Raw genomic sequence first — 21,503 nt, 5'->3', positions numbered from 1 at the left:
CGTGAATACGGTCCGGCGCCGTCGCCACATGGGACCAGCGTCCACCCGGCCCGCCGTCGGACAGCAGGGCCAGGCCGCCGTCGGCCGCGCCGATCCCGGCCGCCACATCCAGAGGATCCGTCCACGGATGATCTCGGACGACGACATGGGTCAGACCATCGCTCACGCCGACAGCCGCGCCTCGATCCGCGCCCGCAGGGCGGCGTCGACGCCCAGGGCCTGGGCCAGATAGGCGTCCAGCGATCCGTGCCGCGCCTCGACCTCGGCGAAGGCGGCCTCCAGATAGGCGGGCTCGACACCCAGGAAGGCCACGACGGCGTCATCGGAGGCGACGCGGCCGGTCATCTTGTGCAGTTGCCGCGCGATGGACGGGGCGCGGCCGACCAGATCGACGGCGGTGTTGGTCAGCAGATAGTCCTCGACCATGTCGTCGCGATGCACGCCCAGCAGATGATGGGTCAGGGCGGCCAGGAACCCCGTCCGGTCCTTGCCCGCCGCGCAATGGACCAGGACCGGCCGGTCCTGGTCGCCCAGGCTATGGAAGTATCGACTGAAGACGTCGATGTGCGAGGCGTCGAAGGGCAGGGACCGATAGGTCCGCTCCATGAAGCGGCGGCCGGAGGCGGGCGTCAGATCCTCGGTCTTAAGGAAGGCGATGTGCGGCGCGTCGGCCCCGTCGTCGATCCCGCCCTCGATCACCAGGGCGTCGAAGCCGTCGGGCCGCCGCGACGGCTGGTCCCGCCGCTCGCCCGGCCGTCGCAGATCGATCACCGCCCCCAGGTCGAACCCCTTCAGCCGCTCCAGATCCGCGTCGCTGGCGCGGGCGTGATGGCCCGAACGCAGCAGACGGCCCGCGCGCACGCGTCGCCCGGCCGCCGTGGCGTAGTCGCCATAGTCCCGGAAGTTGTCGATGGCCTCGAAGGCGTGGAGACGGTCGTTCATGCCCGTTTCCTAGGACGAATCGACATTCAGCGCATCCAGATCATGGCGGTGACGGTGCGGGTCCGTCACAGGGCGGGCGCCGATCATCGATCCGCTGTCGTCGCCCAGGGGCCGGTCTGGCGGCGCAGGCGTCGCTGGCGCCCGGCCCGATCAGCGGCTAACTCTGGAGGATCGCTCCCCTGAGAGGTCCGCCATGCTGTTCCGTTCGCTCGTCGCCGCTGCGGCGCTGTTCGCCGCCGTTCCAGGCCTTGCGCCGGCCTGGGCCCAGGAAGCCACGCCCCAGGCCGGCGACCGCCCCGACATCGCCGCCGGCGCCGCCCAGTTCATCAAGCCCACCAACGCCGAACGGACCCAGGTCCTGGTCGGCATGCTGACCCGCCTGGGCTTCACGCCCGAGATCCAGGTCTTCGCCGGCGGCAATCGGGCCACCGGTCCGATGGAGGGCGCGAACCTCGTCGTGACGGTGGGCGAGGGCGCGAAGGACATCGTCCTGACCGCCCACTATGATGCGGTGAAGCTGCGCGACGGAACCCTGTCTCAGGGCGTCGTCGACAATATCGGCTCGGTCATGGCCATGATGGAGGCGGCCAAGACCTTGGAGATGGGGCTGGAGGGGCAGCCGGTCGCCCACCGCTTCGTCTTCGTCTTCACCGATCAGGAGGAACTGGGCCTGCTGGGGGCCAAGGCCTTCCTGGAAAAGCACGGCAAGGACCGGATCGCCGCCGTCATCAACGCCGACGTCGCCGCCTATGGCGAGACGGTCATGTACGGCGAGAACAACGGCGACCAGTCCGGCTTCGTGCTGGAGACCCTGCGCAGCCTGTGCGCCGAGCGCGGCTTCGACTGCATGCCCTATCCGATCTATCCGCCCAGCGACGACCGCGTCTTCTCGGCGGCCGGCGTGCCGGTGGTCTCGCTGGGGACGCAGGATGCGGTGGGCGCCCATCAGATGTGGCTGGCCTTCAACGGCGGCAAGGATAACGGCCTGAAGGAGGGTTTCGTCCCGCCGGTCTTCCAGCGCATCCATTCGACCGAAGACAGGCTGTCCTACATCAACGGCGTCGATGTGGCCCGCTTCGGCCTGTTCCTCGCGGACCTGGGGCTCGCGTTGGACAAGCGACTGGTCGAAATCCAGGCCAAGCAAGACGCCGTGGCCGCAGAAAACGCCCCCGCCGCCGCCATGCCGGACGCCAGCAACCCGTAGTCGTCGCCTCGGCGCCGGTGTTGACTAACACCGTCGCCCGTCCGACAACGCCTGTCCCTATGAAACCGGCTCCGTCGCGCCTCGCGTCGGGGCCGTATCGCTTTTGGAGGTCTTAGTCCCGTGTCCACGAACCATCTGATGGGTGTCTACAATCGCGCGCCGCTGGAAGTGGAACGCGGCCGAGGCGCTCGCCTGTGGTCGACCGACGGGACCGAGTATCTGGACTGCGTCGCCGGCATCTCGACCAACGGCCTGGGCCACGCCCATCCCGAACTGGTCCAGGCGGTCAAGGACCAGGCCGAGAAGCTGTGGCACGTCTCCAACATCTTCCGCATTCCGGGCCAGGAAGCCCTGGCCGACGCCCTGTGCGAGTCGAGCTTCGCCGACGTGGTCTTCTTCACCAACTCGGGCACGGAAGCCGTCGAGTGCGCGCTGAAGACGGCGCGTAAATATCATTCGGCCAATGGCGCGCCCGAGCGGATCGACATCTACGGCTTCGACGGCTCCTTCCACGGCCGCACCTATGGCGCCATCAACGCCGCCGCCAACCCCAGCTATACCGAGGGCTTCGGCCCGGCGATGCAGGGCTTCCACCAGTTGAAGTGGGGCGACCACGACGCCATCAAGGCCGCCATCGCCAACCCCACGACCGCCGCCATCATCGTCGAGCCTGTCCAGGGCGAGGGCGGCTGCCGCGCCATGCCGGAGCAGTGCCTGCGCGGCCTGCGTGAGCTGTGCGACGAACACGGCGTCCTGATCATCTTCGACGAGGTCCAGTGCGGCATGGGCCGGACCGGCAAGCTGTGGGCCCACGAATGGGCCGGCATGTCGCCCGACATCATGGCGGTGGCCAAGGCCCTGGGCGGCGGCTTCCCGATCGGCGCCTGCCTGGCCACGGCCCGCGCGGCCTCGGGCATGACGGTCGGCGTCCATGGCTCGACCTTCGGCGGCAATCCCCTGGCCATGGCCGTGGGTCTGAAGGCGCTGTCCCTGATCAACACGCCCGAGACCCTGAACAACGTCAACGAGATCGCCGGCTATCTGAAGCAGCAGCTGGCGGGGCTTCAGTCCCGCTTCCCGGACGTCATCGTCGATGTGCGCGGCAAGGGGCTGCTGATCGGGGTTAAGCTGGTTCCGAACAATCGCGAGTTCATGGCCCTGGCGCGCGACACGCAGCAGCTGCTGATCGCCGGCGGCGGCGACAACTGCGTGCGTCTGCTGCCGCCGCTGAACCTGACCCTGGACGAGGCTCGCGAACTGATCGTCCGGTTCGAAGCCGCTTGCGAGGTCGCCCGCGAGAAGTGGGCGGCCTGATCCTCAAAACCGCTCATCCCCGCGAAAGCGGGGACCCAGGCCTTTTACGCGAAAGGCCCGGGACCGGCGGACGTGACAGACATCGGGCGCCCGTCGCCCAAAGCATCAGGTCCCCGCCTTCGCGGGGATGAGCGGAGTTAGGCAATGGTCCGGCACTTCCTCGACATCCACCAGCTGGACGCCGCCGATCTGCGGTCCATTCTCGACGACGCCCACGCCCGAAAGGCCGCCCGCAAGGGCTGGCCCCAGGGCCGTCCCGACGCCGATGCGCCGGGCAAGGATCGCGTCCTGGCCATGATCTTCGAGAAGAACTCGACCCGCACCCGGTTCAGCTTCGACGCCGCCATCCGCCAGCTGGGCGGCGCCGCCATCATCGCCACGGCTTCCGATATGCAGTTGGGCCGGGGCGAGCCGGTCGAGGACACGGCCCGTGTCCTGTCGCGCATGGTCGACGCCGTAATGATCCGCGCCAACAGCCACGAGGACGTCGAACGCTTCGCCCGCGTCTCGACCGTGCCGGTGATCAACGGCCTGACTGACCGGTCGCATCCGTGCCAGATCCTGGCCGATCTTCAGACGATCGAGGAACATTCCGGCCCGGTCTCGGGCAAGACCATCGCCTGGATCGGCGACGGCAACAACGTCTGCCACAGCTTCATGCACGCGGCGCCCAGGTTCGGCTTCCACCTGAACGTCGCCTGTCCGGCGGCGTATCACCCCGACCTGCGCGACCTGGCCAAGGGCGGCGGCGCCGTCACCCTGACGAGCGACCCGCGCGAGGCGGTCAAGGGCGCCGACGTCGTCGTCACCGACACCTGGGTGTCGATGGGCGACCAGGACTATGAGGCGCGTCTGGCCGCGTTTGAGGATTACACCGTCGATGAGGCCCTGATGGCCCTGGCCGATCCGGATGCGGTCTTCCTGCACTGCCTGCCGGCCCACCGGGGCGAGGAAGTCACCGACGCCGTCATCGACGGCCCCCGCTCCCTGGTCTGGGACGAGGCCGAAAACCGCATCCACGCCCAGAAGGCGGTTCTGGCCTGGTGTTTCGCGGGCTGACGCCGATCTGACGATCGCCAGGCCGCGCGTCGCGCGGTCTGGCCTTTGCTTCCTTAAGGTCACGCTTGTCGCGCCCTGGGGAGGCTGAGGCCATGACCACCATATCCGCTGCGGGTTCCACCCTCACGCAACAGCTCTATCAGAAGCTGTTCGACCGTCTGAACACCGACGGCGACGAAGCCCTCACCCTCGACGAAATCAGAGCTGTAGACGCTGGAAACACCAAGGTTTCAAAGGCTTTCGAAACCTTCGACGCCGATGCGGACGGTCGCGTCACCCGCGCCGAAATGACCCCCGCCGACACCTTCGGCGCCGACACCCTAAACGCCCTGATCCAGGCCCAGTCCGGGTCGGAATCCCTTTCCGACGCGGAATATCTTGCCGACTGGTTCGCCCAGACCGACACGGACGGCGACGGTCTGGTGTCGAAGTCGGAACGCGAGGCTTCGGCGGATCTGCGCCGCGCGGCCGCCTATGACGCCGGCTATATGAGCGACCGCGTCGTCATGGCCCGGTTGGGTTCGGATCGCGATCAGCCGCTGTCCATCGACGATTTTGTCGCTGGCCGAATGCGAACGCTTCAGCGGACCCAGGTCTCCAGCCTGTCCCCCGAGCGCCAGGCCGAGATCCGACAGTTGATGGAAAGCCTCCGCTCTGACCCCGTCCAGGCGCCCCCCGCAGACGATGAACCCCTGGTCTCCCCGGAACAGGCCGCGGCCGACTGGGCCGAGCGCGCCTCCGGACCCGCTGGAACCGCTCGCTTCCTCAGCCGCGAGATCGAAGGCATGAGAGCGGCCGAAGCGGCCCGCATCGCCGCCGCCCCGATGAGCGACGCCCTGGCCGCCCGGCTGTTCCAGCAGGCGCTGAACAGCTGGACGCCGTCGAGGGACGGACAACAGGCTGTCGCCGAAACGCGCGCATAAATGCGCGCGCCGGCGGGGCGCCCGCCTAATTCAGGTTCACGTCCGAAACGCCGCCGACGTCGGGCGTCGTTTTGGTCAGATTGGCCTTCATCACCTGATAGCCGAAGCCCAGCGCGCCCTTGTCCGAAACCCAGACCCGGCCGTCCTCGGCGTTGAAGCGGATCAGGGTCAGGTGCGGGTCGTCCTTGCCGTCCGGGTACCAGGCGGCGACGACGGGGTTCCAGTATTTTTCAATCCGGGCGCGGTCCTGGTCGATCGACAGGTCGCCGTGGATACAGGCCTGAACCTTCTGGTCCTTGGCCTGATAGCAGAACATGCCCTGCTGACCGCCGACCGCCACGTCGCGGGCGAAGTCGGTGTCGTCGCGCGAGAAGAACCAGATGGTCCCGGTCTCCGGCTCGCCGAAGCCGGTCATCGGCTGGTGGTGATAGCCGGCCTGGTCCAGGCCCAGCATGCCGGTGTTGGACTCCTTCAGGCTGTTCCAGAATTCCTTTTCCGCCTCGGCGGGGGTCAGTTTGTCGGCCATGATGCGTCTCCTGTCTGGGGTTCGCAGGATCAACCATCGGGCCTCGCTCGGGTTCCTAAACGCCGGGCACCCAAGGCGGCCGTTCTGCGCCGAACAGGGTGGCCAGGTGGATCAGCAGCAGCATGGCCAGGGCCGCGGCGCCCAGCATGATGAAACGCCAGGGGACCATGCGCGGCCCCTTGAACGGGTCGGGCGGCCGCGCGCCGCGCCAGCCGGCGAAGACCATGACGGCCAGGGCCGCGCCCAGCAGGATCAGAGTGGTTGTCAGGCTCATGGGCCGCAGTTGGCGCCGCCGGGGCGGGGACGCAAGCCGAACCCGTTACCAGGTCCTTAATCTTAATCCGTCATTAACCACGTCGCGCCCAAAAGCCTCCCCACCCGACGAGATGTCCACAGGCTGACGAGTCGGCGCAACATCTTGCGGTTAACCACACGTTTACACCCTCGATATTGGCGTTATAGCCTCCATCCCATGGGTCGGGAGCCGAATCAGTGAGCGCAGCGGCGCCTTGGAGCGTGAAGGGTATTGATCCGAAGGCCCGCGAGGTCGCCAAGGATCTTGCGCGGCGCTCGGGCATGACCCTGGGCGAATGGCTGAACTCCATGATCATGGAAGACGAGGACGAGGGTTACGCCACCCTGCCGCGTCGCTCCGCCGGCCCCGAGATGTTCGAACGTCGCGGTCGCAGCCGCCGTATCGACGACGCCTATGACGCTTCCGACGAAGGCTGGCAGAGGATCAGCGCCTCCATCGACGCCATCGCCGCCCGGCTGGAGGCCGCCGAGCGGCGCTCGACCGTCGCCATCCAGGGCGTGGACCAGGCCGTGTCCGGCCTGGTGCGCCGGCTGGACGGCCAGGACGCCCAGACCAAGGGGCAGGCCCGCCGCATCGACGACATCGCCGAGGAACTGCGCGAGGGCCATCGTCGCCTGCGCGCCTTCGAACGCGACACCGGCCCCCAGACCCAGGAGACCTTCGGCAAGGTCGAGCAGTCGCTGGGCGCCCTGGCCGGCCGCCTGTACGACATCGAGGAACGCCAGAGGTCGGGCGTCTCGGAACTGCGTCAGCGCATGGAGGCGGTCGAGAAGGCCGCAGGTCCCGGCGTCGGCACGGACCTGCTGGCCCAGGTCGGCGCGCGTCTGGACCAGGCCCAGAGCCGCACCACCGAGGCGCTGAAGACCCTCGAGCGCTCCTTCGCCGAGTTGGACCAGCGCATGCGCGCGGCCGAGGGGCGGGTCGAGCCCGAGGGGGCGCGTGACGCCGCCCGGTTCGAGAAGCTGGCCGAGACCCTGTCGCGTCAGATCGAGTTCAACCGCGCCGAGATGATACAGCGGCTCGACGCCGCCGAGACCGGCGCGCGCATCGACCGGATCGAACAGGCGGTCCGCAGCGTCGGCGACCAGCTGAACGCCTCCGAGCGCAAGGGCGCCCAGGGGCTGGAGGCCATGGGCCGCGAGGTCCTGAAGATCGCCCAGAACCTGAACGCCCGGGTCCAGACGGTCGAACGCGAGGCCATCGGCCGCGCCGAGGCCGTCACCCGCAGCGTCACCGACCTGGTCGGCCGCAAGGTCGAGGCCGATCTGTCGCGTCACGCGGCCAGAATGGACCAGGAGTTCGCGCGCCACGTCGATCGCGTCGATCAACGCCTGACCGCCAGCGACGACCGTCACGCCCTGGCGCTCGAGAAGCTGGGCGGCGAGATCACCCGGATTTCGGATCAGCTGAGCGACCGCATCGCCCAGTCCGAACGCCGCTCGCAGCAGGCGCTGGACGACATCGCGCGGCGCCTGTCGGAAAGCTCGGACAAGATCGAACAGCGCTACGACCGCGCCTCGGGCGAACTGGCCGAGCGGATGCGGATGAGCGAGGAGCGCACCGCCCGCCTGCTGGCCGAGGCCCGCGAGAGCATGGATACGCGCAAGCCGGCCGCGACCCGCGATCTGCAACTGGACATCCCCGAGGCCGAGCCTGCGCCCGAGCCCCGCGCCGTCGCCGAGCGCGCAGCGGTCGCCGCCGTCTCGGCGCCGGTCGAGCCGGACTGGCGCGCGGCCGTCTTCCCCGAAGAATCCTTCGACGTCGAGGATGACTGGTCGATCGATCCCGTGTCGCCGGACGCGGCCATGGCGACGCCCTTCCCGTCGATGCCGACCGCGTCGACGCCCGCTGCACAGGCGCCGGAGCCGCTCCAGCCCGAGCCTGATCTGGCTCCGGTTTCTGCGGCGTCGGTCGAAAGCGAACCCCGGATCCAGCCCTTCGGCGGTTTCGGCGGCGCCGATGTCGACGACGCGCTGGAGGCCACCGCATCCGGTTTCTCGACCCGGTCGGAGCCGCGTCCGAACGGACAGGCCCCGGATCAGGACGCCGTTCAAGGCCCAGTTCAAGGCCGGAGCGACGCCTTGCTGGACGGCGACGACGACTTCGCCGACGACACCGAATTCGTCGATCCCCGCCGTCTGCGCGCCAGCATGGGCGCAGCCGCCGCCGCCGGTCGCGCGGCCTCGACCCGCAGCACCATCGACGCCGCCCGTGCGGCCATGACGACGCCGGCGGCGCCCGAGGAAGCGCCCCGCCAGGGCTTCGGCCTGATGCCCAAGCGCGGCGGCAAGTCCAAGCTGCAGGAGCGGCTGGACAAGCAGGCGGCCAAGGACGGATCGACGGTCAAGAAGGCCTTCCTGGCCTCGGTCACGGCTGTGGCCCTGACCGGCGGGGCCTATGCGTCTCTGACCCTGGCCGACGGGTCGGGACTGCCCGATCTCGAACTGCCGGGGTTGCCGGGTTCGACCCGGACGCCCGCCTCCGCCGCCAGCGAAACCCCGATCGCCATGGCGATCACGCCGACGGACGCCGTACCCACGGTCGACGCCGGCGCGGCCGAGTTCGAACGGGCCGTGAACCGGATCGAGAGCGGCGACCTGGAAGGCGTGGACGAACTGAAGCGCGCCGCCGACCTGGGGTACGGCCCGGCCCAGACCTATCTGGGGCAGCTCTATCTCATGGGTGGAAACGGCGTGTCCGCCAATCCGGCCGAGAGCCGTCGGTGGGGCCGCCGTGCGGCCGAGTCCGGGGATCCCGGCGGCATGCATCTGTACGGCATGCAGTTGTACGAAGGCGACGGCGGCGCGGCCAATCAGGCCGAGGGTCTGATCTGGCTGCTCAGGGCGGCCGAGCGGGGCCTGACCGACAGTCAGTACAATGTCGCCCGCATCTATGAGACCGGCGCCGAGGGCGTGGCGAAGAACCCGACCGAAGCCCTCAAATGGTACATGATCGCTGCGCGCGGCGGCGACAGCGAGGCCCAGGCGGCCGTCACCCGTCTTCGTCCCGCCGCCACCGCCACCGCCCAGCGCGCCGCCCGCACCGCCGCCGACGCTTTTGTGCAGCAGCAGGTCCAAAGCCCGGCTCAGGGACGAGGCTAGGCCGCCAAACCTTTCGCGCACGGGTGGCGGCGCGCCGTCCCCGTCGCTAAAGAACACCCTGTCGCCGTTCGGCGTCTCCCGTTCCGCTCCAGCCGAAGGCGCGTCCTTTGGACATCTATCTGCCGATCGCCGAGGTTTCGGTGAACTGGCCGACCCTGGTGATTCTGGGGGCGGTGGTCGGGTTCGTCTCGGGCCTGTTCGGCATCGGCGGCGGCTTCCTGATGGCGCCGATCCTGGTCTTCATGGGGATTCCGCCGACCGTGGCCGTCGCCAGCCAGGCCAGCCACGTCGTCGCCTCCTCCACATCCGGCGTGATCCGCTATGCGGGCCAGGGCGCGGTGGATTTCAAGATGGGCGGCGTCATGGCCGCGGGCGGGGCCGCCGGGGCGATCGCGGGCGTCGAACTGTTCCGCTATCTGCGCCTGCTGGGCCAGGCCGATCTGGTGGTGGCCCTGTCCTATCTGGTCTTCCTGGGCGCCATCGGCCTGCTGATGCTGCACGAGAGCCTGACCGAGATCCTGCGTCGGCGTCGCGGCCTGCCCCCGCCGCGCAAGGACCGCCGCCGTCCCCTGTGGCTGTATGGTCTGCCGCTCAAGATGAAGTTCCCCAAGTCGGGCCTCTATATCAGCGCCCTGCCGCCGTTCGGCCTGGGCGTCTTCGCCGGGATCCTGTCGGCCATCATGGGGGTCGGCGGCGGCTTCATCCTGGTGCCGGCCATGCTCTATGTGCTGCGGATGCGAGCCGGGGCGGTGGTGGGCACCAGCCTGTTCCAGATCATCATCACCACGGCCATCACCACCATTCTCCAGGCCGGCCGCAACCAGACGGTCGACATCCTGCTGTCCACCATCCTGCTGCTGGGCGGGGTGGTCGGCGCCCAGATCGGCGCCCGGTTCGCGGGTCGGTTCCGGGCCGAGGAACTGCGCGCCGCCCTGGGCCTGATCGTGCTGCTGGTCGGCATCCAGATGGGGCTGGAGCTGTTCGTGCGGCCCAGCGACATCTTCCTGCTCGCGCCGGGGGTGTCGGACTGATGCAGGCGCTTCCTCCACCCCCTCCGGCCATTGAGGCGCCCCCCATCGAGGCGGCCGCCGTCGCGGCGCCGGCCCCCGACCGGTCCGAGGCTACGACGGGCGAACTGCGCGTCGCCGCCGCCCTGACCGACGCCCAGGTCCACGTCGATTCCGGTTTCACCGGCGCCTCCATCGTCCTGTATGGCGCGGTGTTCAACCCGACCCCCGACCCGGTCGATGTGGTCGTGGTGGTGCGCGGCCCCGACGCCCCGGTCCGCCTGGTCAAGAAGACCCGCAACATGGGAGTCTGGCTGAACAGCCGCCCGGTCCTGTTCGAAGGGGCGCCCGGCTTCTACATGACCGCCTCGACCCGGCCCCTGTCGGACATCGCCGACTTCGGCCAGCTGCGTCGGCTCGGCGTCGGGGTGGACCATCTGCGCATCGACGCGCCGGAAGAGGCGGGCACCGTCACCCGCTACGGGGTGCGCGACGTGGTCGTCAGCCGTCTGGGCGACGACTATCTGGATTGGAGGCGCGCCGTGATCCGGCTGAAGGAGGCGGCGGCCCTCTATGACACCGATCCGGACGGGGTGGAGTTCGTGGATCGCGGCCTGTTCCGGGCCGAGGTCAAGCTGCCGACCGTCGCCCCGACCGGCAAATACTATGCCGAGGTCTGGCTGTTCCAGGGCGGCGAGCCCCGGTCGGTCTCCAATCTGACCCTGACCGTCGAAAAGGTCGGCATCGAGCGCGACATCTATGAATTCGCTCATCGCCGGCCGTGGCTGTACGGCCTTCTCTGCGTGGTTCTGGCCGCCCTGACCGGCTATGGCGCTTCGCGCATCTTCAGCCGTCGGGACTGAACCCCAGTTCGGCGCGCAGGGCCTGGGCCGTCATGCCGCCCGCCCTCAGTTCCGCCAGGGTCACCGACTGGTCCCGCTTGGCGTAGCGGCGCCCGTCCGGCCCGGCCAGCAGGCGGTGGTGGCGATAGACAGGGGCGGGCCAGCCCATCAGGGCCTGGATCAGGCGCTGCACATGCGCGGCCTCGAACAGGTCCTGCCCCCGGATCACATGGTCGATCCCCTGCAGGGCGTCGTCGTGGGTCACGGCCAGATGATAGGCGACGCCCGCATCCTTGCGCGCCAGCACCACATCCCCGGCCGTCTCGGGCCGAACGGGCACAACGCCGGTTTCTCCGTCCGGGCCGGCCCCCTGCTCGATGAAGACCAGCCCGGTCCACGTCGCCTCGCCCAGGGTTTCACGCGCCCGGTCCAGCGACAGCCGCCAGGCGAAAGGCCGCCCCTGGGCCAGGAAACGGGCCTCCTCCTCGGCCGGATGCGGCCCCGGCCGCACCGTTTCGCTCGCCCCGTGCGGCGCATCGCCGATCCGGTCCAGGATCTCTTTCCGTGTACGGAAACACCGGTACAACAGATCCCGCGCCTTCAGGGCCTCGATCGCCGCGGCATAGTCGGACAGATGATCCGACTGGCGTCGGACCGGCGTCTCCCAGTCCAGCCCCAGCCAGGCCAGGTCTTCCAGAATGGCGGCCTCATGTTCCGGTCGGCAGCGCGTGGGGTCGATGTCCTCGATCCGCAGCAGAAACCGCCCGCCCGCCGCCTTCGCCGCCGACCAGGCGGTCAGGGCCGAAAAGGCATGGCCCTTGTGCAGGCGGCCGGTGGGAGAGGGGGCGAAGCGGGTGGCGAACATCTCAGTCCGTCGCGGGATCCAGCAGCCGGACCCAGTCACGCGCGGCGTGGAGAATACGCACGATCTCCACCGTTTCGGACAGGCGGTAGAAGATCAGATAGTCGTCGAATGGGCGTTTTCGAAGGTTCTGCACGTCGGCTTCCGCATAGGCGCGCGGTTGATCAACCAAGCCCTCGCACGCGTCGAGCAGCTTCAGCACGAACCGCTGGGCCGCGCTCGCGCTGTCTCGGGCGATGAAGGCCTCGATCTCCGCGAGGTCGCGGGTCGCAGCGCGCGTGATGACCAGTCTCATTCGCCGTCAACAGCCCAGCGCGCCCGCATTTGAGCCCGCACCTCGTCGATCGAGTGAACCCGCCCGGCGTCAGCGTCGTCGATGCCTTCCTGGAGCTTCCCCAACAAGGCCGCCAAACGGGCCTCATGCTCCTGCACCAGCCGCACGCCGGTGCGCAGCACTTCGCTCTTGGAGCCGTAGCGGCCTTCCTTGACCAGGCGATCGACCACCTGCTCCAGGGCGCCCAGTTCGACGGTCATGGTCATGCGGCTTCTCCGTGCTTGTTGAATAATAGTTATTGGTGCGCCGCTTTGACAGCCGTTTTACGCGAGGCCCGCATTCCCCAGGCGGCGAACCCGCGTCATACAGGGCCATGCCCGTCGCGCCCACATCCCAGGATATCGCCGCCGCGCGCGAGGCCCTGGCCGTCGCCGATCCCGCCCTGGCGCGCGCCCACGCCCAGACGCCGGCCTTCGAATGGCGGCTGCGGCCCGGCGGTTACGAGGGCCTGTTCCGCATGATCGTGGAGCAGCAGGTGTCCGTGGCCGCCGCCGCCTCCATCTGGGCGCGCACGGTCGAGGGGCTGGGCGGAGCGGTGACGCCCGACGCGGTGTTGGCCCACGACATCGACGCCCTGCGCGCCTTCGGCCTGTCGGGACAGAAGGCCAAATACGGTCGCGAGATCGCCCTGGCCCAGGTCGAAGGGCGCGTCGATCTGGACCATATGCAGACCCTGTCGGACGACGACGCCATCGCCGCCCTGACCGCGATCAAGGGCGTCGGCAAATGGACGGCCGAGACCTATCTGATGTTCTGCGAGGGGCGGCTGAACGTCTTTCCCGGCGGGGACGTGGCCCTGCAGGAGGCGATGCGCTGGGCCGACCGGGCCGAACTGCGCCCGAACGAGAAACAGGCCTATGCCCGCGCCGAACTGTGGCGGCCCCATCGCGGGGTGGCGGCGCATCTGCTGTGGGGGTGGTATGGCGGCGTTCGGCGCGGCGACATCGTGCTGGAGGATATGAGCGCGTGACCCCCATTGATCCCGCCCTGACCGAGCCGCTGCGCAATCCGCAGACGGTGCTTGCGGCGCTCGATTTCGCCGGGGTGGCCGTGTTCGCGGCCACCGGCGCCCTGGCCGCCGCGCGCGAGAAGCATGACGTGGTCACCTTCGCCTTCTTCGCGGCCATAACCGGCGTGGGCGGGGGGACGTTGCGCGACCTGCTGCTGGGCCTGCCGGTCTTCTGGGTTCAGGACTGGCGCTATATGGCGGTCTGCCTGCTGACGGCGGTGGTCGTCTGGTTGATCGGACAGCGCGACTGGCGGTTCCGGGCCCTGCTGTGGCTCGACGCCATCGGCCTGGGCGCCTATGGCGTCATGGGGGCGGCCAAGGCGGAGGCGGCGGGCGCCCCCCCGTTGATCTGCATCGTCATGGGCACCCTGACCGCCTGTTTCGGCGGGGTGGTGCGCGACACCCTGGCGGGGCAGCCGTCGATCCTGCTGCGGCGCGAGATCAATGTGACGGCGGCCATACTGGCGGCGACCCTCTATATCGCCCTGCGCATCCCCGAGGCGCCGATCTGGCCCGCCGCCATCGTCGCCGCCGTGGCCGGTTTCATGCTGCGGGCGGGGGCGCTGCGCTGGGGCTGGACCCTGCCGGGCTTCCCTGAGCGAAATTGAACGGTTCGTCGCCTGTTCGTCATGGCGGCGTCTTCGAATCGGGACTAGGCTGAACGCCTCGGACTAGGGAAGGAGACGCGTCTTCAATCCTGTAGCTTCCATACCCCCCGCGTCGACCGGGAGGGCCTGATGCAGGTCCTCCACCGACCGCCGTCGGGCTTTCCCGCCCTCGTTCTGAACGCGGACTTCCGGCCGCTGTCCTATTACCCGCTGTCGCTCTGGCCGTGGGAAGAGGCGGTCAAGGCGGTCTATCAGGACCGGGTGGACGTGGTGTCGCTGTACGACAAGGTGGTCCGCTCTCCGTCGATGGAGATGCAACTGCCCAGCGTCATCGCGCTGAAGAACTATGTCGATCAGGATCGCAGCCCCGCCTTCACCCGGTTCAACGTCTTCCTGCGCGACGGCTTCGCCTGTCAGTACTGCGGGGAATCGACCGAGCTGACCTTCGACCACGTCATTCCACGTTCGCACGGCGGGCGCACGACCTGGGAGAACATCGTGGCCGCCTGCGGCCCCTGCAACCTGACCAAGGGCGGCCGCACCCCGCGCCAGGCCATGATGCCGATCCGCCGCGAGCCCTATCGCCCGAACGCCTGGCAGCTGCAGGAGGCGGGCCGGCGTTTCCCGCCGCATTATCTGCACCAGAGCTGGCTGGATTATCTCTACTGGGACATAGAGCTCGAACCTTAGGGTTCTTTTCAGTTGCTCGAAATGGCTCAAACACCCTTGTGGTGGGCAGGTTCAGGGTTCGTTCTTTTACCGCTGATTTCTCGATTATCCTCCGAAATCCTCCCGGCTGGTGACCATGTGGTGACCAAAACCGGGACCAGAAACGGGACCCCTCGTGGGCCCGAGGAGAGATCGAATGGTTCAGAACCCGAGGTCCGGAAAGATCACCAAACGCCTGGTCGACGCCCTGACGTCTGAAGGGGTGCGCTTCACCCTCTGGGACACGCAGCTCAAGGGTTTCGGGGTGCGCGTCGCCGTCAGCGATACCAAAACCTACGTCGTTCGATACAGGACGATCGGCGGCGCTGACCGCCTCCTTCACATCGCTCGCCATGGCGTCGTGACCGCCGAGGAAGCCCGCGAACGAGCGGCCGCTGTACTGGCCGAAGTCGCGTCAGGTGGTGACCCTCAGGGGACCAAAGTCGAACGACGCGAAGAACTGACCATGTCGGAGCTCTGCGACCTCTACATGAAGGAGGGCGTGACGATGAAGAAAGCGACGACCCTTCGGATCGATCGCATCCGCATCGCCCGCCACATCAAACCCCGCCTGGGCAAGATGAAGGTCACCGATATCGGCCGAGCGGACATCGAGCGGCTGATGGTCGATGTCGGGTCGGGACGCATTCGTGGAGAGGCGACGCCGCACACTCGCGGCGGTATTCATGCGGCCTCGCGCACGGTCGGACTGCTGGGCGGTATCTTCACGTTCGCCGTTGAGCGGGAGTTCGTGAAGACCAACCCCACGCGAGGGGTGAAACGCTACAAGGACAACCGTCGGGACCGCTTCCTTTCCCCGGCCGAACTGGCCCGGCTCGGCGATGTCCTGGCGGAGCTCGAGAAGCATGGGGGCGATCCGCGCCACATCAACATCATCCGCCTGCTGGCGCTGACCGGCGCCCGCAAGAACGAGATCGCCAGGCTCAAGTGGTCGGAGATCGACCGCACCATGGGGATGCTCCGGCTGGAGGATTCCAAGACCGGGGCGAAGGTGATCCGTCTCGGGAGCGCGGCGCTGAAGCTGATCGAGGGCCTGCTCTCGAACGGGAGCATCTACGTGTTCCCGGATCGGAAGGATCCCAAGCGTCCGATCGCCAATCTCGACTGGGCCTGGGTCGGCATCCGCAAACGCGCCGGGATGGAAGACCTGCGGATCCATGACCTTCGGCACAGCTTCGCGAGCGCCGGGCTGGCCGGCGGCGAAGGGCTTCAGCTCATCGGCAAGCTGCTCGGCCACAGTCACGTCAGCACCACAAGTCGATACGCCCACCTGGCGGACGACCCGGTCCGTGCCGCCGCCGACAGGATCAGCGAGAGCGTCGCCGCCTCTCTCGCGGGCTGGTCGGTTGAAGACGGACAGACGGCCCATTGAAAGACGGCCGCCCGGCGGGTCGCCGGGCGGCCGAAGTTGTCGCGATGGACTGGGGAGCTAGGCGCCCTCGTGAGCGGCCTCGCCCCAATGTCCGGCCTGGCGAGGCTGGCTCGACGAAGACCGGAGGCCCGAGAGCTGGCTGCGCGCCCACTCGTGCAGCAGGCTCTTGGGGTAGTAGGGGGTCCGCCCGAGGTGGGTGCAGGGCGGTCCGTCAGACCGGGTGCAGAACACCTTCGCCAGTGTCGACGGTGACCGGCGGATGCCCATACGTAGAAGCTCGGTGGACGCTTCCTTGCGGGTCAGCAGCATTTCCTCAGTTCCGTGAAGATGTAGACCGGCCATGTGGCGCTCCTTTCCGTCTGAACCAGAACTGCAACCAAGCAAGCATCGACGGAAATAAACCGCAACCGGCGGACGTAGAGAACTGATGGACGGAATGAATAGGTGACCTGTTCGATCTGTTTCGGCCTGTTCCGATCTGGTTCTGAGTAAGGAAATCGATCACAGCCTTGTGAGATGGGTCGCTTATGAACTTCGGTTTTTCTTGGATCCCGCGGAGAAGCAAGACATCAAGCGGTGGTGAATGAAGGTGGCCTTGGCGTTGCCCTCGAGTGCGGACATAGTCGAGCGGGCTTTTACGCCCATACTGGTGAACCACAGCCGTTCAGGGGAACTGCATGTCTAGCTTCACGGATCGAGCCATGAGCGCCGAGGTATCGCCCGAGCTTTTTGCGGCGTCGTTGGAAGCCATCGGCGAACTGCCTGCGGATCAACGTGGTTCGTTCGAAGGTCGCGCCTTCCGCCTGTTCAGACTACTCGAGGAGCGTGACGAAGCGGATGAGGCAGCGCTTAATGCCTTTGCCATTCAGCTTCGGCTGGAGGCGCTCGCGCGGTTGCATGATGATCGTGGTCTGCGAGCCTGGACGCTTCCGGGGGACGCCGAAGGCGCTGACTACATACATGCCGACGTAGTGGCTGCCGCGGCAGTTGAGCCGCTTCTGGCGATCGATGATCACACAGTCGGATTCGATCTCGAGTCTTTCCGCGCGCGCGTGCTGGCCGACGCGGCTGTGCGCGGACACGCCTAGCCGGGACATCCTTCGTCATGCCAAGGCGCACAAAGTCACTGAAGCGAGGTGCGGCCGGCGACGCGGCCCCCGCAGGAGATATTGCGACGCGCGCCGGCGTGGTCGCCCAGCGCCTGCTCGCGGAGCGCGGCCTCCACTATCTCGAGGATATGTTACCCGACGATGCCCGAGAGTTGCTCCGAGCGGCTTGGCGTGAGGCCGCCGAACAGATGTTCGAAGGGCGTGACCTCGATGTTGTGCAGGCGGAAATCGACATCATGATCGACAGCCTGGATATGACCGAGCCGCCACCGCCCATGCATCGGTCCGAAATGCACTGACGCCTGCGGCATCACCCCTCATCGCGGTGGAGAGACGATGACCTTCACGTCAATCAGGCCGGTCCGTGGTTTAGACAGATCGGACTGGAAGCCTGCAGGGTTTTTCAGGTGGTTGTCGGGATCGTAAACGAGGCAGATGAGCCGGTCGACTTCGCTGTTACCGCCGTAATCGACAAAGTCGTTGGCGAGTTCTTTCTTGATCTTGGTCGTGTCGGACTTGCGGACGTATTTGAGTTCCACCATCGCCCGCAGCGGTTTGAGAAAGAACTCGCACCTCGACGCGCTGCCGGCGACGGATGGGCTCCATTCCTCTTCACGCACATCCGGGAAGTAGGCGGCGAGGATCGAGCGGAACAGGTATTGGCAGTCCCACTCGTCCTTGATGGCATAAACCGCTCCACCGTGCGGGTGGGTCTTCAAAGCAAGGACACTCTCGTGGAAACGGCGGGCAAGTGTGACGATCAGGTCCAGATCCGCGGTTTCGGAACTGACTGTGGCAGCGGGTGGCGAGGGTTTGCGTGCCAAGGTGTAATCAATGGCTCCGAGAACGTGGAAAACCTGCCGGCGGGCGACGTCGACGATGTGTGGTGCGCCGACGATCTTGTGCTTGAGTTCGTAGGCGGCCTGCTCCTCGTCGAGGTCGTCGACCATTGCCTGCACGAAAGCCCGGTACGCTACGAGCCCCTGCTCAAATCGCTCAGGTGAGGCGAACATCTCATTTGGGATCCGGACGTCCGCCACAAACTCCTCGGAGTAGTGGTAGAGATTGGAAATGATATCGCGCGATGTGCCATGCCATGGATCCTTCCAGGACCCTGGGTAGCCCTTCGCATCTTGCATGGCGCCGCGAAACTCATCGTCGATCGCGATGCGGGCTTTACGAAGATACTCCAGGCTCTCGACTGCCCACTCCATCTTGTCCATCAAATAGCCCCGGGGTTGGTCTCGTCCTTAATGCGGAGCTTTAGGATGCCGTAGGCGGCTGGGAAAGTGGTGCGATCTCATGCCTACCGAAAGTCCCGCGTCCTGACTCGAATGCCCTCGAGCGACAGGTCCGGAATGTAGATGTCCCGGGCCTTGGGTGTCCGGGCGTCCGGCTTACTGCCCCGATAGACCTCGTCGCCCCGCCCATGCGGCAACCGGAACTCGCCCCTCCGGCCCAGCGACGCCAAGAGGTCCGAGCCGTCGTGCAGCCGCTCGGCGACGATGTGCACCACCTCGCCTTCGCGCTGCACCCTGCCGTCGACCACCAGCAGGCTGGCGCCCAGCACCACCCGCCGCTGCTGCTCGTAGAGGCTCGGCCAGATCACTAGATTGGCCACACCGGTCTCGTCCTCGATGGTGATGAACATCACCCCCTTGGCCGATCCCGGCTTCTGACGGACCAGAACGAGGCCGGCGACCCGGGTCAGGCGGCGGTCGCGCATGGCCGTCCCGTCGGCGCAGGTCATCACATGCCGGACCTGGAGTTCGTCGCGCAGGAAGGCCAGCGGGTGGTCCCGCAGCGTCACGCCCACATGGGTGTAGTCCTCCACCACCTCCTGACCGGCGGGCATGGCCGGCAGGGCAGCATCAGGCTCATCCACCTCCGGCACGAGTTCGCCGGCCTCCGCCGAGGCCGCCGCGAACAGCGGCAGGGGATCGTCGCGGAGCGCCTTGATCGACCACAGGGCGTCGCGGCGGGACAGGCGGAGCCCCTCCAGAAAGGCGTCGGCCTCGGCCAGTCGCGTCAGGGCCCCGACGGGCGTCATGGCCCGTCGCCACAGATCGTCGATGCCGGCGAAGGGCCGATCCCCGCGGTTCGTCACCAGCCGGGCCGCGTCCCCGTTGGCCAGGCCCCGCACCATGCGCAGTCCCAGCCGCACCGCGAACCGGTCCTCCCGCTCCGTGGGCTCCAGGGTGCAGTCCCAGCGACTGGCATTGACGCAGACCGGCCGCACCTCGACCCCGTGCTCGCGGGCGTCCCGCACGATCTGGGCCGGCGCGTAGAACCCCATCGGCTGGGCGTTGAGCAGGGCGGCGCAGAAGACATCGGGATGCCAGCACTTGAGCCAGGAGGAGGCGTAGGCGATCAGGGCGAACGACGCCGCATGGCTTTCCGGGAAGCCGTAGGATCCGAAGCCTTCCAGCTGGCTGAAGGTCTTCTCCGCGAACTCGGCCGTATAGCCCCGCTCGACCATCCCTCCGACCAGCTTGTCCTTGAAGTGGCTGACCCCGCCGGTGAATTTGAAGGTCGCCATGGCGCGGCGCAGCTGATCGGCTTCCGACGCGGTGAATCCGGCGCATTCGATCGCCACCCGCATCGCCTGCTCCTGGAACAGGGGCACGCCGAGCGTCTTGCCCAGAACCTCCTCCAGTTCCGGCTTGGGAAAGACGACCGGCTCCTTCCCCTCGCGGCGCCGCAGGTAAGGATGGACCATGTCGCCCTGAATGGGGCCCGGTCGCACGATGGCGACCTCGATCACCAGGTCATAGAAGGTGCGCGGCTTGATGCGCGGCAGCATGGCCATCTGCGCGCGGCTTTCGATCTGGAAGACCCCGAGCGTGTCGGCCTTGCGGATCATGGCGTAGGTCTTGGGATCCTCGGCCGGGATGGAGGCCAGGTCCAGATCCATGCCCTTGTGATCGCGCAACAGGTCGAGACCGCGCCGCATGCAGCTGAGCATGCCCAGCGCCAGGACATCGACCTTCATGAACTTCAAGGCGTCGATGTCGTCCTTGTCCCATTCGATCACCTGACGATCCTTCATCGCCGCCGGCTCGATGGGCACGAGATCGTCCAGCCGGTCGTCGGTCAGGACGAACCCGCCGGGATGCTGGGACAGGTGGCGCGGAAACCCGATCAGCTGTCGTGACAGGTCCAGCGCCAACCTCAGACGCCGGTCCTCCAGATTGAGGTTCAGCTCCTCGGCGTGCCGATCCTCGACCCCCTCCGACGAATAGCTCCAGACCTGGGACGAGAGGGTCTTGATCAGGTCTTCGGTCAGGCCCAGCGCCTTGCCGACATCGCGCAGGGCGCCGCGCGAGCGGTAGCGGATGACGGTGGCGCACAGGGCGGACCGGTCCCGCCCATAGGTGTCATAGATCCACTGGATCACCTCCTCGCGGCGCTCGTGCTCGAAGTCGACGTCGATGTCCGGCGGCTCCTTGCGCTCCTGACTGACGAAGCGTTCGAACAGGAGGTCGTTGCGCCCCGGATCGATGGAGGTGACGCCCAGCACGAAGCAGACCGCCGAGTTGGCGGCCGACCCTCGCCCCTGACACAGGATGTCCCGGCTGCGGGCGAAGCGGACGATGGAGTGAACGGTCAGGAAGTAGGGCGCATAGCCCAGGGTCTCGATCAGTCCGAGCTCGTGTTTCAGCGCCGCCCGCACCTTGTCAGGCAAGCCTTCCGGATACCGGTCCGCCGCCCCCGCCCAGGTCAGGGCCTCCAGCGCCTCCTGCGGGGTCTGTCCCGCCGCCGCCTCGCGCGGATACTGGTAGGCCAGCTCGTCCAGGCTGAAGCGGCAGAGATCGGCGATCTCGACCGTGCGCGCTAGGGCCTCCAAATAGCGCGCGAACAGTCGGTGCATCTCGCCCACCGGCTTCAGGTGCCGGTCGGCCGTCCGGCTCCGGCGAAAGCCCACGTCGTCGATGGTGCAGCCTTCCCGGATACAGGTGACGACATCCTGCAGGATCCTGCGGTCGGGATGGTGGAACAGAACGTCGTTGGTCACCACCGTCCGCACCGCCGCGGCCCTCGCGGCTTCGCAGAGCTGATGCAGTCTCATCTGGTCGCGCGGCCGCCGATGCAGGGTCAGGGCCAGATGGGCGTCGTCGCCGAAGACTTCGACCAGATGCACCAGGTTCCGACGCGCCGCCGTCAGGCCGTCGGGGACCAGCACGGCGATCCATCCTTCGCCCCAAGTCTCCAGGTCGTCCCACCCGAGCCGGCATCCGCCCTTGCC

At 67.6% G+C, this 21,503-nt stretch carries 22 protein-coding genes; 12 read left to right on the top strand and 10 right to left on the bottom strand.

The window, feature by feature from the left end; all coding sequences use genetic code 11:
• Positions 1–162 precede the first annotated feature (162 nt).
• Complete coding sequence (locus ER13_RS09565) at positions 163–942, bottom strand: tyrosine-protein phosphatase (RefSeq protein ID WP_008261769.1); 780 nt, start codon at positions 940–942, stop codon at positions 163–165.
• Positions 943–1,135: 193 nt separating this feature from the next.
• Between ER13_RS09565 and ER13_RS09560 the strand changes: the two genes are divergently transcribed.
• From ER13_RS09560 to ER13_RS09545, 4 genes are all read left to right on the top strand, one after another.
• On the top strand, positions 1,136–2,146 hold the full coding sequence (locus tag ER13_RS09560; RefSeq protein WP_035308737.1) for a M28 family metallopeptidase: 1,011 nt from the start codon (positions 1,136–1,138) through the stop codon (positions 2,144–2,146).
• Between the two features lie 120 nt (positions 2,147–2,266).
• The gene (locus tag ER13_RS09555; RefSeq protein WP_255347089.1) at positions 2,267–3,460 is read left to right on the top strand and encodes an aspartate aminotransferase family protein; all 1,194 of its coding nucleotides are present in this window, start codon (positions 2,267–2,269) and stop codon (positions 3,458–3,460) included.
• 144 nt (positions 3,461–3,604) lie between these two features.
• Positions 3,605–4,519 (top strand): ornithine carbamoyltransferase, encoded by a 915-nt coding sequence (argF, locus tag ER13_RS09550; protein ID WP_035308731.1) that lies wholly within the window; start codon positions 3,605–3,607, stop codon positions 4,517–4,519.
• A gap of 92 nt (positions 4,520–4,611) precedes the next feature.
• A complete protein-coding gene (locus tag ER13_RS09545; RefSeq protein WP_035308728.1) occupies positions 4,612–5,442 on the top strand; it encodes an EF-hand domain-containing protein in 831 nt (276 codons plus the stop codon).
• Positions 5,443–5,467: 25 nt separating this feature from the next.
• On the opposite strand, the gene ER13_RS09540 is transcribed toward ER13_RS09545, so the two are convergent.
• The gene (locus tag ER13_RS09540; protein ID WP_035308726.1) at positions 5,468–5,968 is read right to left on the bottom strand and encodes a pyridoxamine 5'-phosphate oxidase family protein; all 501 of its coding nucleotides are present in this window, start codon (positions 5,966–5,968) and stop codon (positions 5,468–5,470) included.
• Positions 5,969–6,023: 55 nt separating this feature from the next.
• Positions 6,024–6,242 carry a hypothetical protein gene (locus tag ER13_RS09535; RefSeq protein ID WP_035308724.1) on the bottom strand — a complete coding sequence of 73 codons (219 nt, stop codon included), beginning with the start codon at positions 6,240–6,242 and terminating at the stop codon, positions 6,024–6,026.
• A gap of 242 nt (positions 6,243–6,484) precedes the next feature.
• Here ER13_RS09535 and ER13_RS09530 point away from each other — a divergent pair, with 242 nt between their 5' ends.
• The 3 genes from ER13_RS09530 (at position 6,485) to ER13_RS09520 (ending at position 11,255) form a co-directional block, all read left to right on the top strand.
• The gene (locus ER13_RS09530) at positions 6,485–9,385 is read left to right on the top strand and encodes an SEL1-like repeat protein (RefSeq protein ID WP_035308722.1); all 2,901 of its coding nucleotides are present in this window, start codon (positions 6,485–6,487) and stop codon (positions 9,383–9,385) included.
• Positions 9,386–9,492: 107 nt separating this feature from the next.
• Positions 9,493–10,416 carry a sulfite exporter TauE/SafE family protein gene (locus ER13_RS09525; RefSeq protein WP_008263337.1) on the top strand — a complete coding sequence of 308 codons (924 nt, stop codon included), beginning with the start codon at positions 9,493–9,495 and terminating at the stop codon, positions 10,414–10,416.
• Positions 10,416–11,255 carry a TIGR02186 family protein gene (locus ER13_RS09520; RefSeq protein WP_035308720.1) on the top strand — a complete coding sequence of 280 codons (840 nt, stop codon included), beginning with the start codon at positions 10,416–10,418 and terminating at the stop codon, positions 11,253–11,255. Before ER13_RS09525 ends, ER13_RS09520 begins: the two co-directional genes overlap by 1 nt.
• Here the strand turns inward: ER13_RS09520 and gluQRS are convergent.
• The 3 genes from gluQRS to ER13_RS09505 are packed head-to-tail and all read right to left on the bottom strand — an operon-like array spanning position 11,239 to position 12,636.
• Positions 11,239–12,099, bottom strand: coding sequence for a tRNA glutamyl-Q(34) synthetase GluQRS (gene gluQRS / locus ER13_RS09515; protein ID WP_035308718.1), 861 nt, complete (start codon positions 12,097–12,099; stop codon positions 11,239–11,241). The two genes, ER13_RS09520 and gluQRS, sit on opposite strands and share 17 nt — an antisense overlap.
• A gap of 1 nt (position 12,100) precedes the next feature.
• On the bottom strand, positions 12,101–12,391 hold the full coding sequence (locus ER13_RS09510) for a type II toxin-antitoxin system RelE/ParE family toxin (protein WP_035308716.1): 291 nt from the start codon (positions 12,389–12,391) through the stop codon (positions 12,101–12,103).
• Complete coding sequence (locus tag ER13_RS09505) at positions 12,388–12,636, bottom strand: type II toxin-antitoxin system ParD family antitoxin (RefSeq protein WP_008263619.1); 249 nt, start codon at positions 12,634–12,636, stop codon at positions 12,388–12,390. Before ER13_RS09505 ends, ER13_RS09510 begins: the two co-directional genes overlap by 4 nt.
• Before the next feature lie 107 nt (positions 12,637–12,743).
• On the opposite strand from ER13_RS09505, the gene ER13_RS09500 reads away from it, so the two are divergent.
• The 4 genes from ER13_RS09500 to ER13_RS09485 all read left to right on the top strand — a co-directional run bounded on the left by ER13_RS09500 (position 12,744) and on the right by ER13_RS09485 (position 16,148).
• Positions 12,744–13,400 carry a DNA-3-methyladenine glycosylase gene (locus ER13_RS09500; RefSeq protein ID WP_035308715.1) on the top strand — a complete coding sequence of 219 codons (657 nt, stop codon included), beginning with the start codon at positions 12,744–12,746 and terminating at the stop codon, positions 13,398–13,400.
• A gap of 5 nt (positions 13,401–13,405) precedes the next feature.
• Positions 13,406–14,047, top strand: a complete 642-nt coding sequence (locus ER13_RS09495) for a trimeric intracellular cation channel family protein (protein WP_230307615.1) — start codon at positions 13,406–13,408, stop codon at positions 14,045–14,047.
• 129 nt (positions 14,048–14,176) lie between these two features.
• Complete coding sequence (locus ER13_RS09490; protein WP_008264308.1) at positions 14,177–14,737, top strand: HNH endonuclease; 561 nt, start codon at positions 14,177–14,179, stop codon at positions 14,735–14,737.
• A gap of 175 nt (positions 14,738–14,912) precedes the next feature.
• The gene (locus tag ER13_RS09485) at positions 14,913–16,148 is read left to right on the top strand and encodes a tyrosine-type recombinase/integrase (RefSeq protein ID WP_035308713.1); all 1,236 of its coding nucleotides are present in this window, start codon (positions 14,913–14,915) and stop codon (positions 16,146–16,148) included.
• 57 nt (positions 16,149–16,205) lie between these two features.
• Here the strand turns inward: ER13_RS09485 and ER13_RS09480 are convergent, their stop codons facing one another.
• Positions 16,206–16,490: a hypothetical protein gene (locus tag ER13_RS09480; RefSeq protein WP_035308711.1), complete on the bottom strand. Its 285-nt coding sequence runs from the start codon at positions 16,488–16,490 to the stop codon at positions 16,206–16,208.
• Between the two features lie 359 nt (positions 16,491–16,849).
• Here ER13_RS09480 and ER13_RS18415 point away from each other — a divergent pair, with 359 nt between their 5' ends.
• The gene (locus ER13_RS18415; protein WP_054764216.1) at positions 16,850–17,236 is read left to right on the top strand and encodes a hypothetical protein; all 387 of its coding nucleotides are present in this window, start codon (positions 16,850–16,852) and stop codon (positions 17,234–17,236) included.
• Positions 17,237–17,388: 152 nt separating this feature from the next.
• On the opposite strand, the gene ER13_RS18410 is transcribed toward ER13_RS18415, so the two are convergent.
• From ER13_RS18410 to ER13_RS09460, 3 genes are all read right to left on the bottom strand, one after another.
• The gene (locus ER13_RS18410) at positions 17,389–17,568 is read right to left on the bottom strand and encodes a hypothetical protein (protein WP_155988133.1); all 180 of its coding nucleotides are present in this window, start codon (positions 17,566–17,568) and stop codon (positions 17,389–17,391) included.
• Between the two features lie 6 nt (positions 17,569–17,574).
• Positions 17,575–18,480 carry a hypothetical protein gene (locus ER13_RS17720; RefSeq protein WP_052005029.1) on the bottom strand — a complete coding sequence of 302 codons (906 nt, stop codon included), beginning with the start codon at positions 18,478–18,480 and terminating at the stop codon, positions 17,575–17,577.
• 83 nt (positions 18,481–18,563) lie between these two features.
• Positions 18,564–21,503 (bottom strand): error-prone DNA polymerase (locus ER13_RS09460; RefSeq protein WP_035308708.1); only part of this gene is annotated, 2,940 nt, incomplete at its 5' end.

Origin of the sequence: Brevundimonas sp. EAKA (assembly GCF_000698025.1) — a bacterium.
Lineage (GTDB): Bacteria > Pseudomonadota > Alphaproteobacteria > Caulobacterales > Caulobacteraceae > Brevundimonas > Brevundimonas mediterranea_A.
This window is presented reverse-complemented; position numbering and strand designations above follow the sequence as displayed.